Source organism: Paenibacillus sp. Soil750 (assembly GCF_001428045.1).
GTDB lineage: Bacteria > Bacillota > Bacilli > Paenibacillales > NBRC-103111 > Paenibacillus_E > Paenibacillus_E allorhizoplanae.
In genome coordinates this window covers 170041-188302 of record NZ_LMSD01000042.1, presented here as the reverse complement: position 1 = coordinate 188302, position 18262 = coordinate 170041, and the positions used below count along the sequence as shown (strand labels likewise).

13 protein-coding genes are annotated in these 18262 nt (G+C 46.0%); 9 read left to right on the top strand and 4 right to left on the bottom strand.

The genetic code is table 11. From position 1 onward, the window contains the following. Positions 1-29: 29 nt before the first annotated feature. Positions 30-1166, bottom strand: coding sequence for a sporulation integral membrane protein YtvI (ytvI, locus tag ASL11_RS31730; RefSeq protein ID WP_056624048.1), 1137 nt, complete (start codon positions 1164-1166; stop codon positions 30-32). Between the two features lie 186 nt (positions 1167-1352). Here ytvI and ASL11_RS31725 point away from each other — a divergent pair, with 186 nt between their 5' ends. Then, positions 1353-3485: an RNA degradosome polyphosphate kinase gene (locus ASL11_RS31725; RefSeq protein ID WP_082596026.1), complete on the top strand. Its 2133-nt coding sequence runs from the start codon at positions 1353-1355 to the stop codon at positions 3483-3485. Here ASL11_RS31725 and ASL11_RS31720 read toward each other — a convergent pair. Further along, positions 3451-4992: a Ppx/GppA phosphatase family protein gene (locus ASL11_RS31720; protein WP_056624043.1), complete on the bottom strand. Its 1542-nt coding sequence runs from the start codon at positions 4990-4992 to the stop codon at positions 3451-3453. The genes ASL11_RS31725 and ASL11_RS31720 overlap by 35 nt on opposite strands. 299 nt (positions 4993-5291) lie before the next feature. On the opposite strand from ASL11_RS31720, the gene citZ reads away from it, so the two are divergent. From citZ to ASL11_RS31695, 5 genes are all read left to right on the top strand, one after another. Beyond that, positions 5292-6404 carry a citrate synthase gene (gene citZ / locus ASL11_RS31715; RefSeq protein WP_056624039.1) on the top strand — a complete coding sequence of 371 codons (1113 nt, stop codon included), beginning with the start codon at positions 5292-5294 and terminating at the stop codon, positions 6402-6404. A 159-nt stretch (positions 6405-6563) separates the two neighbouring features. Further along, complete coding sequence (icd, locus tag ASL11_RS31710; protein ID WP_056624036.1) at positions 6564-7862, top strand: NADP-dependent isocitrate dehydrogenase; 1299 nt, start codon at positions 6564-6566, stop codon at positions 7860-7862. Positions 7863-7913: 51 nt separating this feature from the next. Continuing rightward, entirely contained in the window at positions 7914-8855 is a 942-nt protein-coding gene (mdh, locus tag ASL11_RS31705; RefSeq protein WP_056624033.1) for a malate dehydrogenase, read from the top strand. Between the two features lie 177 nt (positions 8856-9032). Next, positions 9033-10607: a DNA-binding protein gene (locus tag ASL11_RS31700; protein WP_157257127.1), complete on the top strand. Its 1575-nt coding sequence runs from the start codon at positions 9033-9035 to the stop codon at positions 10605-10607. Positions 10608-10879: 272 nt separating this feature from the next. Then, entirely contained in the window at positions 10880-11320 is a 441-nt protein-coding gene (locus tag ASL11_RS31695) for a hypothetical protein (protein WP_056624029.1), read from the top strand. Positions 11321-11623: 303 nt separating this feature from the next. Here ASL11_RS31695 and yfbR read toward each other — a convergent pair whose 3' ends face one another. Beyond that, positions 11624-12220 (bottom strand): 5'-deoxynucleotidase, encoded by a 597-nt coding sequence (gene yfbR, locus ASL11_RS31690; RefSeq protein WP_056624026.1) that lies wholly within the window; start codon positions 12218-12220, stop codon positions 11624-11626. A 52-nt stretch (positions 12221-12272) separates the two neighbouring features. Continuing rightward, positions 12273-13415, bottom strand: coding sequence for a polysaccharide deacetylase family protein (locus ASL11_RS31685; RefSeq protein WP_056624023.1), 1143 nt, complete (start codon positions 13413-13415; stop codon positions 12273-12275). Positions 13416-13532: 117 nt separating this feature from the next. On the opposite strand from ASL11_RS31685, the gene ASL11_RS31680 reads away from it, so the two are divergent. The 3 genes from ASL11_RS31680 (at position 13533) to ASL11_RS31670 (ending at position 17852) form a co-directional block, all read left to right on the top strand. Then, a complete protein-coding gene (locus tag ASL11_RS31680; RefSeq protein ID WP_056624020.1) occupies positions 13533-15083 on the top strand; it encodes a fumarate hydratase in 1551 nt (516 codons plus the stop codon). A gap of 135 nt (positions 15084-15218) precedes the next feature. Further along, positions 15219-17015, top strand: coding sequence for a two-component system histidine kinase PnpS (pnpS, locus tag ASL11_RS31675; protein WP_056624016.1), 1797 nt, complete (start codon positions 15219-15221; stop codon positions 17013-17015). A 120-nt stretch (positions 17016-17135) separates the two neighbouring features. After that, positions 17136-17852 carry a response regulator transcription factor gene (locus tag ASL11_RS31670; protein WP_056624013.1) on the top strand — a complete coding sequence of 239 codons (717 nt, stop codon included), beginning with the start codon at positions 17136-17138 and terminating at the stop codon, positions 17850-17852. The last annotated feature ends 410 nt before the right edge of the window (positions 17853-18262 follow it).

The window sequence follows — 18262 nt, the reverse complement described above, 5'->3', positions numbered from 1 at the left end:
ATTAACGAACAAAAGGCTCGGTCATCCTCTTATTCAGGAGGTGCCGAGCCTTTGTGTATGTAAGCTGCTATATCATGGAAGATTCTTGCCCGATAGAAAGCGGTTATTAGGATAAGGGAGACAGGTCCGACGATAAGTCCCAGCAGCCCGAAAAGTTTTAATCCTACAAACATCGCAATAAGTGTAGCAAGTGGATCAAGGCCGACTGAGGAGGCTAATACCTTGGGCTCCATAATTTGCCGTGCGATCACAATAACGCCATACAGGACACTGAGTCCAATACCAAGCACGATATTACCTTGAGCGAAGAAAACATAGAGGATCCATGGTACCATCACTGCACCTGTTCCCAGATACGGCATCAGGTCTGCTAAACCGGTTAATAAGCCGATGGTTATCGCATAATCAACACGGAGAATAAGCAAACCGATGATCACGACGAGTGCAGTAAGTGAAACGAGAATCAACTGAGCTCTCATATAGCCGAACAAGGCTTTCTGTAGATCCGTTCGGATTAATTTAGTCGTTTTAACAATCATGTCAGAGAAGATGCCCTTATAGCGTTTGATGAGCCCGTACCAGTCTTTACTGATGAAAAAAGTGGCCAACATGACGATGATCGTGATTGTCGCGATATTAGGTAGAGATGTCAGGAAAGCTTTGAGTGCGGCAAAAGTATAGGTGATGACCAATTTACTAACGTCGGCAATAGAGCCGGCAGTCGAGGAGAGATTGGTGTTAACTGTCTCCTGATATTTTGGATTATTTTCAAAAAACTCATTCACGCGTTCAATCCATTGCTGGAAAGTGACTGAATTAATGAACACATTGAATTCCTCGACCCATCGGTTGATTTGAAGTTGAATCGTATCCGCAAGGGAGCCAAGTTCCACGACAATATTAGCTACAAGCAAAGTAATAATCGTAACCATCGCCCCTAAAAATAAGAGCATGGACAACGAGACAGACAGCCACCTTGGCAGCTTTAATTTGAATTGAAAGAAATTAACTAGCGGGTTGAGCATAAGTGCGATAATCCAACCAAAAATAAATGGGTAAATGAGTGGAACGATATAGTAAAAGGCGATGGCTACTAAGAAGAGAATTATGGCCACCCATATGCCTCTGAAAATTTGGTGAACCAGTCGCGGATTTAGGATACCCATGGTAGGAATCACTCCTTGTTTCAAGTCATTTATATTGTAACATGAACATGGATAAATACGGAAATATCATGATCTTTACAAAATCTTAATATATTGAAATACAGGGTATTGGATTGTCGCCCCACTAAGCCGCATAGTACAATGGAGATATTAGGTCACTAAAAATGGAAAAATACTGGAGGATTTATGAGTATTGCGCGCGAACCAGAACTAAAGGATGTTAAAGAACTCAAAGAAGTCAAAGAGATTTCAACCAAGTACTTAAATCGTGATTTGAGCTGGATCGAGTTCAATTGGCGTGTGCTTGAGGAAGCGCAGGATGCGAGTACACCACTGCTAGAGCGTGTGAAATTTCTGTCGATCGTATCGAGCAACCTCGATGAATTCATGAGTGTTCGTGTCGCAGGACTCAAGGATCAGATTAAGGCTGGCTATACCAAAAAGGATTTCACCGGCTACACACCGGCAGGCCTCATCAAACGCATTATGAAGCGCACGGCGAAAATGGTGACAGAGCAGTACAAGACATATCGAGAAGTGACGCGGCTTTTGACGAAGGAAGGCATTGTATTTACCGAGTATGAGGATCTAAACACGTCTCAGAAAAAGGCCATGGATGCCTACTATCATGACATTATATTCCCTGTATTGACGCCGATGGCAGTCGATCAAAGCCGTCCTTTTCCACTTGTACATAATCAGTCGTTATATTTGGCCGTTTTACTTGTACGAGAAGGCGAAGATTTGGATGAGGAGCCTTATTTTGCAATCGTCCAAATTCCTAGTAATTTAGCTCGCTGCATACCTGTTCCTACTCGTTCCAATAGTAAAAAGACAGAATTTATTCTGCTTGAGGAACTGATTGAGCATCACATTCAATCGCTATTCAGCGGATATACACCGATTTCTGTGCATGGGTTCCGCGTCACGCGTAATGCGGATCTAACGCTTAACGAAGAAGGTGCGGAGGATTTACTGGAAGAGATCGAAAAGGAGCTTAGACGCAGACGATGGGGCTCACCTGTGAGGTTAGAGGTACAAGAGGGGATTCATCCCTATGCGTTAGCGCAATTACAGGATGAATTTGAGATTGAGGAACAAATATTTGAGATCGATGGCCCTTTGGATATCACCTATTTTATGAAGCTTGCCAACACATTGAATGGGTTCGATAATCTACGTTATCCACGCATTGTTGCCAAATATCCTGTTGAGTTTGAAGACACAGCAGATTCGGCAGACTTTTTTAATATTCTCAAAATGAAAGATGTCCTCGTTCATCATCCGTACGAGACCTTTGATGCTGTGACGGACTTTATCGTCCATGCCGCTTATGATCCCCACGTATTGGCCATCAAAATGACGTTATACAGGGCAAGTGGTAAATCACCGATTATTCAGGCATTGGCTAGAGCGGCAGAATCCGGTAAACAAGTGACGGTGGTTGTCGAACTGAAGGCAAGGTTCGATGAAGAGCGGAATATAGCCTGGGCGAGAATGCTGGAGAAATCGGGCTGCCACGTCGTTTACGGGCTAGTAGGACTCAAAACGCATGCCAAAATCACACTTGTCGTTCGTCAGGAAGAACATACGCTTCGACGTTATGTTCATGTTGGAACAGGTAATTACAATGACAGTACGGCACGGCTCTATACAGATGTAGGCTTGTTCACGTCCAACAGTGTGATTGGAGAAGATGCTTCTGCGCTTTTCAACGAAATTACGGGCTATTCTGCACCTCATGATTGGCAATCCTTTGCTGTCGCGCCAACGGACTTGAAAGATAAGTTATTTGAGCTCATCGCACGTGAATCGGAGCATGCTAAAGCCGGTCGTCCAGCTCGAATTATTGCGAAAATGAACTCACTATCGAATCAAGAAATGGTGGATGCGTTATACGCAGCGTCACAAGCTGGCGTGAAGATCGAACTCATCATTCGAGGTGTCTGCTGCTTGAGGCCAGGTGTGCCTGGTCTAAGTGAGAATATTACCGTTCGGAGTATTGTAGACCGATTCCTGGAACATTCACGGATTTACTATTTCGAAAATGGGGGATATGTCGATGTCTATCTATCTTCAGCAGATTGGATGACGCGTAATTTAACTCGGCGAATTGAGTTGATGTGCCCGGTTTTGGACCGAGATATGAAGAAAATGATGATTCAAATTCTAAACGTGACACTCCATGATAATGTCAAAGCGCGAGAACTGATGCCCAATGGCATGTATACGCGAATAAAAAATGAACTGACCCCTTATCGGAGCCAGTTCGAGGCGATGCGGATTACTTCATGGAAAAAACTTCGGTTTGAATCTTAAGCTTAATACCCCAGATTTTATCGAAATCTTTGGCGAATGCGTTAAGTTCTTTGAGTTCCAAATAAGGGTTATGAGCACAAAGTAGATTAAGATTCATGGAAGTATCATTGCGCTGGATACTGATGGCTGCAAGAATGGGTTGTGTCCCGCTGGCATCCATGGCCATGGCAAGCTTAAGGATCGCACCAAGCTTAATGATTAAGGTAACATCGGATTCCAGTAATAGGTCCTTGTATACAAGTGCCTGCTGCTGGGTCCGATTTTTTGTTTTGAATGTTGCGATCATAGAGGCAATGACAATCTCACGATGACTGAGGCCGTCAATATGCGCTTCTTGAATCATGTATTCGGTGTGCTTCAAGTATTGGTAGTAATGGACACTCACACCAATTCGGTACAAAAGAGCAGCTGTGTGCAGCATCAGCCTGCCGCGTGCTTCCAGATCTGTCGATGGCGCCAGCGCATCGTACAGTTGCATCGCAAAGGTATCAATATGCTGGACATGCGTGGCAGCTGCATTTGGGTGGAGTGCCAGTATATTCTGAATGCTGGCTTCCAATACGTCAGCTTTCACGGGTTGCTTCGGATTATAGGTTTCAAAGAAAAGTCCGTCGCGTAGGCCAGATCCACTGATGAGACAAGATGAAGATTTCGCGGCATCGAAGATCGTCTCTAGAATAAGCAGGCCAGGAACCATGATATCGGCTCGTTCTTTGGCGAGACCATCTATTTTCTTCCGTTTATCAATAGTTATTGTAGATAACAGCAATGAAAATTCCTGCACCTCACCTGGCTTCATGACGTAATTGTGAGCCAGCTGAAGCGGGTAATTATTTCGCTTGCGGCTCATTTTGCCAAGTGTGCGGATCGTCCCGCCTAGTCCGATCATTGGAAGATTAGGGGACTGCATAATCCATGGCTGAGAAGCTAACGCCTCGTTCACCATCTTGCGAATATCGCTGATTTCGGAATCTGTTAGATTAGAGCCCTTCATAAATTGACGAGTGGTATTCACGGCTCCGAAAGGAAAAGAGACACTTTGGACTAACTCCCGATCCTTTACTAAAGAGACCTCCGTGCTTCCGCCACCGATATCAATAATCATGCCATTGCGGATATCCATGGAGTTAATGACGCCTAAATAACCGTATCGAGCCTCCTCAAAGCCGCTCAGAACCTCAATCGTGAGCCCTGTTTGTTCCTCGAGAATACGTACGATTTCTGATGTGTTGGCAGCGTTCCGAACTGCGGCAGTAGCAACGGCTCGAACAGTTGTAACAAATTGAGACTGGCATAACCTGGCATAGTGGGTTAAGATAGGAACGATTGAAATAATATCTTTGTTATGTAAGATGCCATCAGGACCCATGCGTTCGCTAAGTCTTGCGGAATCTTTATGCTCACTTACAACGCGATAAGCTCCAAGGGCATTTATTTCATAAATGACAAGTCGGATGGAGTTGGATCCGATATCGATGATGCCAATCCTAGTTGCAAGGTTGCTCATTGTGTCGCTCCTTTTTAACTCAATTCACGGATTCATTCCTTACATTGTATCAATCTCGCACAAGGTCTACAAATTTTTCCGCGCACACTGCATAATTCGAGGAAATTAACAAAAACTTGTATCGTGTGTTTAGAACCTGTGTACGAAAAATGGTGTGAAAATTCCGCCAAAAAGAATTTCTATGGTAGTGATAATTTACTTCTATGACCTCTTTTGTTCACTTACCAAGTAAAATACTTTATTATTAAGAGAAGAAAACAGCAATATTATGCTAATAGAGTAGCTAAGGAGAGATTCCCATGTCTGCAACCAAAGGTTTAGAAGGAATTGTAGCCACAACCTCGTCGATCAGCTCCATTGTAGATGGTGTGCTTACGTATCGCGGGATTGATATTGATGACCTCGCAGAAAATGCGACATTTGAAGAAGTTATTTACTTACTTTGGTTCGGTAAATTGCCTACTCAAGCTGAGCTTGAGAAATTGCAAAGCGACCTGAACGCATACAGCAAAGTACCAGACGCGGTAATTGATCTTATTCGTGCCTTCCCGAAAGATGTGAATTCCATGGCTGCGCTTCGTACAGCAGTGTCTGCACTTGCCCTGTATGATGCCGAAGCAAATGATTCAAGCTCGGAATCCAATGTACGTAAAGCCATCAAATTGCAAGCGCAAATCCCTGCTATTATCGCGGCTTTCGCACGTATTCGTGAAGGCAAAGAGCCTGTAGCTTCCCCAGGATATTCTTCTGTAGCTGCTAACTTCTTGTTCCAACTGACTGGTAATGAGCCGGATAAAGTTGCAATCGAAGCGTTGGACAAAGCGTTAGTACTTCATGCTGACCACGAGTTGAATGCATCCACATTCGCTGCGCGCGTAACTGTAGCAACATTAACAGATATCTACTCTGGTATTACTTCCGCAATCGGCACACTCAAAGGACCTCTTCACGGTGGTGCTAACGAAGCGGTAATGGTTATGCTGGAAGAGATCGGTACTGTTGAGAACGTTGTTCCTTACATTAACGGTAAATTAGAGCGCAAGGACAAAATCATGGGCTTTGGTCACCGCGTATACAAAAACGGCGATCCACGTGCAAAGCACTTGCAAAAAATGTCTTATGAGCTTGGTAAGTTGACGGGCAACTTGAAATGGTACGAAATGTCCATTAAAGCAGACGAGTTGGTAACAGGTCTTAAAGGCTTGAAACCTAACGTAGACTTCTACTCGGCATCCGTATACACAACGCTAGAAATTCCACGTGACTTGTTTACACCGATCTTCGCGATCAGCCGTACTTCCGGTTGGGCAGCTCATATTCTTGAGCAGTACGAGAACAACCGCTTGATCCGTCCTCGCGCAGAGTACACAGGTCCAGTTAACCAAAAATATATCCCAATTGGCCAACGCTAATTGTTCATGCTATTTAAGCTCAAGGTGCGGGCAGTTCGGTACCCATTCCCAGGTCATCTGGGGGAGTACTGCGACTCCCGTCACTTTTTGTGTGCCTAGCAATGCACAACATATAGAAAAGAAATCATTTTCATACAAATTTGAGGAGGAACTATTCACATGCCACAATTCGAAAACTACGAGCTACCAACAGAAGGACAAAAAATCACGATCGAAAACGGTGTACTTCAAGTCCCTAACAACCCAATCATCCCTTTCATCGAAGGTGACGGTACAGGTCCTGACATCTGGGCAGCTTCCGTACGCGTTCTAGATGCTGCTGTTGAGAAAGCATACAAAGGGGAAAAGAAAATCGCTTGGTACGAAGTATACGCTGGTGAGAAAGCTTTCAATAAATTCAACAGCTGGTTGCCGAATGATACTTTGACTGCAATGAAAGAATACATCGTGTCCATCAAAGGACCACTTACTACACCAATCGGTGGCGGTATCCGTTCCTTGAACGTGGCACTTCGTCAAGAGCTTGATCTTTACGTATGTTCCCGTCCAGTTCGTTACTTCGACGGCGTTCCATCCCCAGTTAAACGTCCTGAGTTGGTCGACATGGTTATTTTCCGTGAAAACACAGAAGATATCTACGCAGGTATCGAGTGGGAAGCTGGATCTGAAGCAGTTAAGAAAGTAATCTCCTTCTTGCAAAACGAAATGGGCGTTAACAAAATCCGTTTCCCAGAAACTTCAGGTATCGGTGTTAAACCAGTATCCTCCGAAGGTACAGAGCGTTTGGTTCGCGCAGCTATCGAGTACGCAATCAAACATGGCCGCAAAACGTTAACATTGGTTCACAAAGGTAACATCATGAAGTTCACAGAAGGCGCGTTCAAAAACTGGGGTTATGAGTTGGCTGAGCGTGAATATGCTGATAAAACATTTACATGGGCACAATACGATCGTATTAAAGAAGCAGAAGGCGCAGAAGCTGCAAACAAAGCACAAAAAGACGCTGAAGCTGCTGGCAAAATCATCGTAAAAGATGCTATCGCTGACATCGCGCTACAACAAGTATTGACACGTCCAACTGATTTCGACGTAATTGCTACATTGAACTTGAACGGTGACTACCTGTCTGATGCACTTGCTGCACAAGTTGGTGGTATCGGTATCGCTCCAGGAGCTAACATCAATTACTTGACTGGTCATGCAATCTTCGAAGCAACTCACGGTACAGCTCCTAAATATGCTGGTCTTGATGTTGTTAACCCAGGTTCCGTAATCCTTTCCGGCGTTATGTTGCTTGAGCACCTTGGTTGGTTGGAAGCAGCTGAGCTGATCTACAAAGGCTTGGAAACATCCATCAACAACAAAACTGTTACTTATGACTTCGCACGTTTGATGGAAGGCGCGAAAGAAATTAAGTGCTCCGAGTTCGCGAACGAAATCATCAAAAACATGGCTTAATTCGTACCTGTCGTTGAGTTAGACAAAAGATTATGAGGAGGTACATTTTAAATGGCTATTCGTCGTAATAAAATTACCGTTGTTGGCGCGGGTTTCACAGGTGCTACTACTGCTCTAATGCTAGCTCAAAAAGAACTTGGTGACGTTGTTTTACTCGATATTCCGCAATTAGAAAACCCTACAAAGGGGAAAGCACTTGACATGCTTGAGGCAGGTCCAGTGCAAGGCTTTGACGCTCAAATAACAGGTACATCCAGTTATGCGGATGCAGCTGATTCTGACATTGTCATCATCACGGCAGGGATTGCTCGGAAGCCAGGGATGAGCCGCGACGATCTTGTTAACACAAATGCGGGTATCGTGAAATCCGTATGTGAGAACGTAAAGGAAGTTGCTCCTGATTCCATCGTGATCATTTTGAGTAACCCTGTTGATGCAATGACTTACGTCGCTTACCAGGCGCTAGGTTTCCCGAAAAATCGCGTTATCGGTCAATCCGGTGTACTTGATACAGCCCGTTATCTGACGTTTATCTCGCAAGAGTTGAACGTATCCGTTGAGGATGTGAAGGGGGTTGTTATCGGTGGACATGGCGATGACATGGTACCACTCGTGCGTTACACATACGCTGGCGGGGTGCCTATTGAGAAGCTGATTGCAGCTGATCGCATCGAAGCCATCGTTCAACGTACACGTACTGGCGGCGGCGAAATCGTTAACCTGCTTGGTAACGGTAGTGCATACTACGCACCAGCGGCTTCTCTTGTGCAAATGACGGAAGCCATCCTGAAAGATAAGAAGCGAATCATTCCAACAATCGCGCTGCTTGAAGGCGAGTACGGCTATAACAACCTGTTCATGGGAGTTCTCACGGTTCTGGGTGCTAACGGCATTGAGAAAATTATGGACATCGAATTGACAGACGCTGAACGATCAGCTTTGGACAAAACAGCTGAATCCGTACGTAACGTCATTAAAGTAGTCGCAGGTTAATAAATGAGAGGCCAGTCTCCTAGGTTTTAGGGGGCTGGCCTTTTTTTTGTAATGATGCACAAAAAAATGTTGTATTTGTAAATTAATTTCCAGAATCTATCCCATGCGTGTGGCCTATGATACGATATGTATAGCCAAATTACATTGGTTAATTATTCCATAGGATGGTGGGAATTAATGTTGAGAAGAAGTTGGTTTAGCAAGAAAGGCTTGCGAAGATTGTGGGTTACCGCGGCAATATTTAGTACATTGGTAAGCGTCGTACCGCAAGCATGGGCGGAAGGACCAAATGATCCAGCACCATCGATTACGCCTGCATCCCCTAATGGAAAAAAGGTCTTGTTTGATAATACCCATGGTCAGACTGCAGGAGCGGCAGATTGGGTAATCGATGGGGCTTTCTCTGATTTCGCAAATGCGCTAGGAAACGCCGGTTACTATGTGAAGGAATTACGCAAAAGCACAGCAATTACACTTTCGGACTTATCTGCTTATGATGTATTCGTTATAGGGGAAGCTAATATTCCATATAAAACCACAGAACAAAGCGCTATGCTGCAGTACGTGCAAGCAGGCGGTAGCATTTTCTTCATTGGCGATCATTACAATGCAGATCGGAATAAGAACCGCTGGGACGCTTCAGAGGTATTCAATGGCTATCGTCGAGGTGCTTGGACGAATCCTGCTTTAGGAATGAGTGCCGCAGAGGCAACCTCGGCAGCGATGTCAGGCGTAGCAAGCTCAGACTGGTTATCGACGAACTTCGGTGTACGTTTCCGATACAATGCGCTAGGTGATATCACGGCGAACAATATGGTGAGCGGTACGCAGGGGTTTGGCATAACAAGCGGAGTTTCCACCGTGGCTATGCATGCAGGTTCTACCTTAGCGATTACCGACCCTAACAAAGCAAAAGGTATCGTGTATTTGCCGGCCACGACGACGAAATGGGCGAGTGCGGTAGATCAAGGGGTATACAACGGCGGAGGCATAGCGGAAGGGCCGTATGTGGCCGTTTCCAAAGTCAGCGCTGGTAAAGCGGGCTTCATCGGTGATTCATCGCCTGTTGAGGATGCAACACCGAAATATAAGCGAGAGGAAACAGGCGGTACGAAAACGACATATGCCGGTTTTCAGGAGCAGAATGACGCAACCTTGCTCGTCAATATGGTCAATTGGTTAGCCACCAAAGAGAGCTACACGAGTTTGACTCAGGTGTCTGGATTGACTTTAGACACGGCGACCACGCTATTCACATGGGAGCAGCCGGCTAACACGACGGAGCCGCAAGCGGAGCCGTGGGCAGCACCAGCAGCAGGGTATAAGTGGTATGATCCGACGACTTATAAAATAGGATCGTATGGAGTTGCTTCCTCTACGAATACAACGGACCCATTCGCTTTCGTTCATCAATCTCAGCTGCCGAATCATTACGTATTCCAAGTAAAGATTATTATGAACGGGTTAGCTGCGAACTCAACCATCACTGGCTATAATCTAGGTATTTACAACAGCTCTGGAACGCAAGTGGCGAAGGTACAGAATAGTGATGGTTCATGGCCAGCTGCGTATGGATATAGCACGAGCTTCTCGATGACGGCGAATGCGAGCGGGCACGCGGAGAAGATTGTGAATGTCCAAATCAATACGACCGCATCTGGAGCAGCGAGCATGCGGATTAGACAGAATACAACGAATAAGTTCACAGAAGCCGTGACGATTGCGAATGTAGCAGCAGAGCCGATGCCATAAGACCATAAGATTTACACAAAGGTAGAACAACGCCAGCTTCCAGTATGGAAGCCTTCGGATGAATGGACAACGGAAGGGACGAAAGGTCATTCCATGTCCATGTTCGCAGGCTTCCGCAAGGGGATCAGGGGTTGTTTTCTGCTTAATTAGTCACAGTTTTATGGAGATATGGTGAATTTGTAAGAATTTTGACATCGCTTTCTTGTTACCCACATTCCGATTCTGTATACTAAAAGAGAACGATTCTAATTAAAATTGCGGAGGTCGACTTAATGCCAGAATCAGTGCAACATGTTATGCTTTTTTTACACGTAATTAGTGCTTTATTGCTTGGATCTTATGTTGTTTTCCCTTTCATTGTAGGACGAGCTGCTAGCTTATCCGGCGCAGGACAAGAAAGCTTCATGGGATTACTATCTACGCTTAACCGAATTGGTCAGTTTTCTTTGATTGTTACCTTCATCTCTGGAGGAGCAATGGTCAGCGAAGGTAGTTTTTCTGGTTTGTGGATGGCACTTGCAATCATTTTACTTGTAATTGTGGGGGCAGTTACAGGAATGATCGGTGGTCGCATCAAGAAATTGAGAGCGAACAGTGCAGCAGGTAAAAGTACTGAAGCGGATGCTGCGAAAATTAAAACATTCAGCTGGATCGGTTCTATCGCGGTTATCCTAGCTATTGTGATTATGACAAATCCTCAAATTTTGGCATAGTCTTAGAGATGTAAAGAACCTCCTTTCCAAGTGGAAAGGAGGTTCTTTGGTGTAGGTTCGATGAACGCCAAAGCCCAGCTAGTTGCTGGATCTGCAGAATAGATGGATTTTATACAGCTAAATTTGCAGAAATTGAGGGCTTTCTTGATATAGATGGATTTTGTACAGCTAATTTCAGACATTTCGGCAAAATGGCTGAAAAATGAGCAAATTAGCTACATGAAATCCATCTAAATCAGATTATATGCTGCATATTGAGAATATAGCTGGAGGTTTTCCAGTTATTTGAGTCTGAGACTGAAATTAGCTCGGGTCCGCGATATCCAACGTGATCTCATCCAACGTTTTCTCGAAGGAGGCACTCATATGCTCCAAGAAGTAATCGACTTCCGGCATGTTCATCTTTTTCAAGCTGTCGAGCACTTGCTGCTTGGCAACAACAAACTCGCGGTTGCCGGTAGAAAGCTCTGTTAAGCATTTGATATAGGCTTCGATTAGATCAGCGGCCTTTACCCAACGGTAGAGCTCAGGGTCAGGATCTTGAATGAGGCCACGATAGATGTTGCTGAGCGCTGGTGGGATTGTGCCTATCAGCCGTTCTACGGCGACGTCTTCAATCTCACGGAAATTCCGCAGAATTTGCTCATTGTTGTGTTTCACAGGCTGAGGGATGTCACCCGTCAGCACCTCGGAGGCATCGTGGAACAATGCGATGGAGACAACTCGGTCGGTCGGGACATTCCCACCGTAGACTTCGTTGGAGATGGTACACAGCATGTGCGCGATCGAAGCTACGTAGAAGGAATGCTCGGCTACGTTCTCGCGGCGCATGTTCCACATGAGGCTCCAGCGGTCGATATATTTCAGTCGATATAAGTAAGCGAAAAAGTGATGATTCATGGGGTGAACTCCTTCATGTTCGGATGTGCGGGAGGCGCGCTCCCGCCAAGGGCTACTTCACGCTCGGCGCCACCCGTACATCCACCTTACCGGTGGCTGGGGTGTAGACGAGCGACTGCCCGATCAGCGCTTGCAGATCGTCAAGCGCGATCGTGACCTTCCCGTGCTCACGCAGCACGGGCTCCCGCAACCGGACGCGCGCGTCGCCGCCGCGCGTTGCGGTCTTGGCATTCACCTGCAGGGTGAATGCCTGTTGCCCGAGGCGGAGGCGAAGCTCTCCGCCTTCAGCCGTGGCGCTGCCGCCGAGCTGCGCGATGGCAGCGGCGGCGTCCAAGCGCAGCGGCGCGCTGTCACGCTGCGCCTGGACACGGCGCTGGATCGAGCGCAGCAGCAGCTCCGGCGTGATGTTCGGGCTGCCCGCGTTGATCCGCGGGATCAACATGTGATCGGCGCTGCGCGTCGCCATCTCGGGCGAGATCGTGAAGGCGTAGCGGATGCCCGCCTTCTTCACTTGTTCCGTCGCCGCAGGCGACGTGATGCCGTAAGGATACGCCATCGCTTCGAGCGGCTTGTTATCTGTGAGCGGTGCAAGCTTGCCGATGCAGGCTTGCGCATCTGAGAACACGCGCTGCTGGTAAGCATCCGCGTTCTCTCCATCAAGCCTGCCTACAAGCGCGGCTTCTCCACTCGGGAGCTTGTGGTGAAGGTTGTCCGTGTGGCAGCCGATGTCGATGAAATTCGTCATATGCGTCATTTCGCTGATTTGCTCCTTGGACATCGACGGAATATAGGAGGCCAAGGGGTTCGCTAAATCCGTTGTGATGACGAAGTTGACAGCGGGTATGCGTAAGCTTTTGAGAATCGGATAAGCTCCTGTAAAGAAGCTTTGATACCCATCATCAAAAGTGACCAGCACCGCGTTCGATGGAACCGTTGCGCCTGCCAAATACATTTTAAACTCATCTAATGAAATAAAATGATAGCCTTTGCTGAGCAGAGTTGTTAACTGATTCTGAAATAGAGTACTTGTGATTGTACTTGAGCTTGTATCGGTGTCATGGATGTGATGATACATCAGGACGGCAACCTGATCTTGGTAGTAAATGGTCTCGGACCGTTCAGCCTGCAAGGGGGTTAGCAAAAGCGTAAGCCCCAGTAGACTAACGAGAATCGAAATCGCAATCCGTTTATACATGTCAGTGAATCTCCTTGTTTTGCTCACAAGAACCGTCGAACTGTTCCTATGAGGTATGGTATAATGGTTTATATTCTTTACGATTATGCGGGTAATTGAGAGGAGCTAGAAAGCGTTATGCAACATTTTTATCAAAGTGTGTATGATTTAATTGTAGAAACATCCACGAATCTTCCTGGTGATGTTCGTCGTGCGGTACAGGCTGCACAAATAAAAGAGGACAATGGCACGCGTTCCGCGTTGTCGCTATCCCGAATTGCCGATAACATTCATATGGCGGAAACGAATGTATCCCCGATTTGTCAGGATACAGGAATGCCAACGTTTATTATACACTGTCCAGTTGGGGCAAACCAAATTGTTATGAAGAAACATATCCTTGAAGCCGTTGCGAATGCGACGAAAGCTTCCAAACTTCGGACGAATTCCGTAGATTCGCTTACGGGTGCTAATAGCGGGGATAACCTCGGACCAGGAACACCAGTTATTCATTTTGAGCAATGGGAACGCGACGATGTGGAAGTGAAGCTCATTCTCAAAGGCGGCGGTTGCGAGAACAAAAATATTCAATATAGCCTCCCAGCTGATCTGGAAGGTGTAGGTAAAGCAGGTCGTGACCTCGACGGGATTCGCAAGTGCGTTATGCACGCGGTGTATCAAGCACAAGGTCAAGGTTGCAGCGCAGGCTTTATTGGTGTTGGCATCGGTGGCGATCGGACAAGCGGTTACGAGCTTGCGAAGCATCAATTGTTCCGCCATGTTGACGATGTAAACCCACATCCAGACCTTCGTAAGGTCGAAGAGTACGTGATGGAGCATGCGAACACGCTTGGAATTGGTACGATGGGCTTTGGCGGTCAAGTCACTTTGCTTGGTTGTAAAGTCGGCGTGATGAACCGTTTGCCAGCTAGCTTCTTCGTTTCTGTGGCGTATAACTGTTGGGCGTTCCGTCGCCAAGGTGTGATCTTGAATGCTGAAACAGGGGAAATCAATGGCTGGTCTTATCCACGAGGTGTTGAGGTTTCCTTCCAAGAGGCTTTCGAAGCAAGTGCGGAAGAAGCTAGAAACACGCCACAAGAAGAGCGCCGCGAGATCGTATTGACGACGCCAATTTCGGAAGAGCAAATTCGCAGCTTGAAGGTCGGTGATGTCGTTGTTATTAATGGGACGATGCACACTGGACGCGATGCGCTGCACAAATATTTGATGGATCACGATGCACCAATCGATCTAAATGGCGCAGCAATCTATCACTGCGGTCCAGTTATGGCTAAGGATGATGCGGGTGAGTGGCACGTGAAGGCCGCTGGGCCGACAACGAGTATTCGTGAGGAGCCTTACCAAGGCGATATTATTAAAAAGTTCGGTATTCGCGCGGTTATTGGTAAAGGCGGCATGGGGCCGAAAACGCTAGCGGCGTTGAAAGATCACGGCGGCGTATACTTGAATGCCATTGGTGGTGCTGCACAGTACTACGCACAATGCTTCAAAAAGGTTGAAGGCGTTGATTATCTAGAATTCGGTATTCCAGAAGCGATGTGGCACTTGGAAACAGAAGGCTTCGCTGCGATCGTGACGATGGATTCACATGGCAACAGTCTACATGCTGATGTAGAGAAGAACTCGTTAGAAAAACTAGCAGCTCTGAAAGAGCCCGTCTTCAAATAATAAATGGCTCGAGATCACCTTTACAAAAAAAATACTGGATTAGCTGTAGAAATTAGGGTTACTATTTAGAGTAGCCCTTTTTCTATATGTTATAGACTACATCGGTACACAACCCTGTTGGAGGTTCATGCATCCATGACGAAATTTCGTGCAAAGTTAACCCTGATTTTAATCTTATTAATTGGATGCTCGATGTTGGTTGCCGGTATTTTCATGGCAAAGGTTCTCGAGAGTTCACATGTGAATTCATTACAAGAAAATATGGAGCGAGAGCTTCATGTCATTGCTTCCAGTGGTGTATGGGATTATCAAGGGACGGACGCGGAGTTGATCAAGTATTATACGGCGCAGGCCCACCGGCTCAAAGACGCGACAACAGAGCGATTGACGTATGTACGTGCTGACGGCAAAGTTCTCGGTGACTCCGACCAACTGCCAGAGCAGATGGACAATCATTTAATAAGACCGGAAATCGCGGCAGCGGCTAAAGATGGCATTGGTTATACGACACGGTATAGTGACACGCTAAAGGAGAACATGCTGTACGCCGCTATTCCGGTTAAAAATGATGCCAAAGTGACAATGGGGTATTTACGCATTTCGTTGAGCTTAGCTCAAGTAGATAAATCCATTCGCAGTCTCTGGTATTTCCTTATTTCAGGACTCGCGATCCTCTTTGTTATTGCAGGTATTGTCAGTTATCGCATTGCTAAAGGAATTACACGTCCGATCGAGCGGATGACGAAAGTAGCGCAGCAAATCACGAATTTGAATTATGAATCTCGTGTCCCTGCTTATCGGAATGATGAGGTAGGGCAGCTTGGGCAGGCTATTAATCGTATGTCTGAAAGCTTGCAAGGACAAATGGCGCGCATCCAAGAAAATGAACGCAGACTTCAAGGCGTCATGGAAAATATGATGAGCGGTATCATGATGATTGACCGCGAAGAGCGGATTATGCTGCTCAATCCTTCGGCTGAAGCTATTCTGGGATTCTCTTCCCAAGAGCTACTAGGGAAGAAATATAATGAAGCAAAGCAGCAATATGATTTTACCAAGATGATTCAAGAATGCATTGAGCTTCAGGAACCGATTTCAGACGAGATGATGTTCTACTACCCAGCTGAGCGTATCCTGGATATCCATTTGAGTCCTATCGCACATGAAGATGAAGAATGGTCAGGCGTGCTTATCGTCCTGCACGATATCACGGCGGTTCGCAGGTTAGAGCGAATGCGCAGTGAATTCGTGGCGAATGTTTCCCATGAGCTGAAGACGCCGATTGCGGCAGTAAAGGGCTTTGCGGAGACGCTGCTGGCAGGCGCGTTGAACGATAAGGAAACGGCGGTATCGTTTCTGCAAATCATTTTTGATGAGAGTGAGCGGTTGAACCGATTGATTGGGGATATTCTAGAACTTTCGAAGATTGAATCGAAGCGAATTCCGATGAATTTCTCTCCTGTTTATTTGCCTGAATTTGTAGATAGATCACTTAGTGTATTGCGAAAAGAAGCCGAGAAGAAGCATATTGAGCTCAGTATGACGGTTGAGGATGATATGTATATTGAAGCGGACGAGGATCGGTTGCGACAAATTATCATCAACTTGCTGTCCAATGGCATTGCCTATACGCAAGATGGCGGGAAAGTCAGGCTTCGTGTAGAACCTCTGGAGACCAATGCTGACGGGGATTATGAGCGACTGCGCATCATTGTCTCGGATACGGGGATGGGAATTCCGAAGAAGGATTTGCCGCGTATTTTTGAACGGTTTTATCGGGTGGATAAAGCGCGATCCCGAAGCTCAGGCGGTACAGGTCTAGGGTTGTCCATCGTTAAGCATTTAGTGGAAATGCATAAAGGCACGATTCGCGTTGAGAGTGAAGTTGGCGTAGGTACGAAATTTATTATTGAATTGCCTGTGATTCATTAAAATAGGCCGATAATAAGTTGCGGATTTACACCGCGATGACGAAGGCTTTACAATGCCTTTACATTTGTGTGATACACTCAAGTTGTGCATTGTTAATAAACTGTAAATGCGGGGGATCCCATGGCACAAAAGATATTAGTAATTGAAGATGAGCCGACATTGGCTCGGTTGTTATCTTATAATCTTTCGCAGGAAGCCTATGATACGAAGGTCATTGATCATGGTGGAGATGGCCTGCAGGAGGCGCTTCAGCAGTCGTATGATTTGATTATTTTGGATATTATGCTGCCAGGTCTTAGTGGCTTTGAAGTGTTGGCGAAGCTTAGGCAGAAAGGAAATCGAACGCCTGTCATTATCCTGACGGCTCGCAACGCAGAAGATGAAGTTGTACAGGGCTTGAAGCATGGGGCGGATGATTATATCACGAAGCCATTTGGGGTGGCCGAGCTGCTTGCGCGTGTGGCTGCTGTCTTGCGGCGTACACAATCGGATGAAGCGGCTGCAGATATAGCCAAATCAAATGAGAAAGTGATTCAGGCTGGTGAGCTTCGTATTTATCCAGAGAAATATGAAGTTGTGCTCAATGGTGAGTCGATTCCGTTGCGTCCTAAAGAGTTTGAGGTTCTGTTATATCTGGTTCAGCGACCAGGCGTCGTTGTTACACGAGATGATCTTATGAATATCGTGTGGGGCTTCGACTATATTGGGGGCCAGCGTACGGTTGATGTGCATGTGAGCTCTCTGCGCAAAAAGTTGGAAATGAATCAGCAGTCGGTTCAGATTGATTCAATACGCGGCGTGGGGTACAAGCTTGTAGCCACGATGATTAAAAAGTAAGTAGCATGGATGCTGATTAGTCAGTGGCCGTGCTTTTTTTCTGTTCAGGGAGGGATAGGAGTACGCCAAGTCACGCCATCTAAAGCGAGTAGATGGATTTTATACAGTTAATTTTTGATGACTCCGTCTGAAATGAGGAATAAATGGATTTCATGCAGTTAATTTTGGCTGATGATGCTGATATGAACAAAATGTCGAGATTTACCTACATATTTTCCATCTAAATCGCTTTTTCCGGGATTTCTCTTCGAAATAGCTGTATTTTTTCCAGTTAAGTGCTGTGCGTGGGTGGGATATCGTGTTCTATGTAATGAGATAACACAATTGCATACAATATTCGCAAAATCGGGAATTTTATTAACGGGGGTATTGGGTATAATTAATATATACATATGAGTACTGTCATTATA